Source organism: Comamonas sp. MYb21, assembly GCF_037479395.1.
In the GTDB taxonomy this organism is placed as follows: Bacteria; Pseudomonadota; Gammaproteobacteria; order Burkholderiales; family Burkholderiaceae_C; genus Comamonas.
The window spans coordinates 1-902 of the sequence record NZ_JBBGZC010000035.1 but is presented as its reverse complement, the minus strand read 5'-3'; the positions used below and the strand labels follow the sequence as shown (position 1 = coordinate 902).

Sequence of the window (902 nt, the reverse complement as noted above, 5' to 3'; positions counted from 1 at the left end):
AGCAGCTACGTCAATGCCGAGCAAGGCGGCTACTGCGGCATGCTCGGTTATGGCTGGGGCCTGCCGATGGAGCTGCGCCTCTCCATGCAGGCGAGCGCCACCTTGCTGCACGACAGCCAGGGCCGCACCATCACCTTTGATGCGCTGGGGCCGGGCGAGTCGATCTACAGCGCGAGTGAAGATATCTGGCTGCTGCGCTCAGGCATGCATGCCGGTGGGCTCGCGCAGGAGTTGGCCGCGATGACGGGGGCTGCAAGATTCAGTGCAGAGGCACCGCACGACACAAACGTAAACGTAAACGCAAACGCAAACGCAAACGCCAACGCAAAGCAGCACCCGGGCCAAGCCCCGCTATGGTGGCAAGGCCGCTTTGCCTGGATCCGGCGCGATATGGCTTGCAGTGATCTGCTGGTCTTTGCCTCGACAGGCAACGGCGACACCGTCTGGGTATTTGCGCCGGCTAACTGGCAGCAGATCGAGGCGGCGCGTGCGGCCACGCAGGCGGATGCGGCTACGGGCAATGCGGCGAAGGCGAAGACAGCAGCAGTTCCTTCATCTGCACCCGAGCCAGACCCGAACTGGATCTTGCTGGGCAAGATAGACCGCCTGGACCGCAAGCAGCGCTACCACTGGTCAAAGGTGCTGGGCCAGGAGCGCATCACCGGCATTGACGATGGTGTGGGCCGCCACTACCAGCTGCACTACCAGCAAATCCTGCCCGCCCAAGAGGCCCAGCATTACAGGCACAAAGAGGGCGCACAAGACAGCCACTTCTTCTGGCAGGCCGACAGCGGCGTGCGCCTGACCAGCATCAGCCTGGTTCGTGACCCTTCCGCTACCGAACACACAGAATCCCTCCCCCAACCCATCACCCTGGTGCACTACAGCTACAGCGCCCAGGG

At 63.3% G+C, this 902-nt stretch carries 1 pseudogene; it reads left to right on the top strand.

Going from position 1 to position 902, the window contains the following annotated elements:
• Positions 1–902, top strand: a pseudogene (locus WH367_RS24330) (hypothetical protein); the annotation flags it as partial.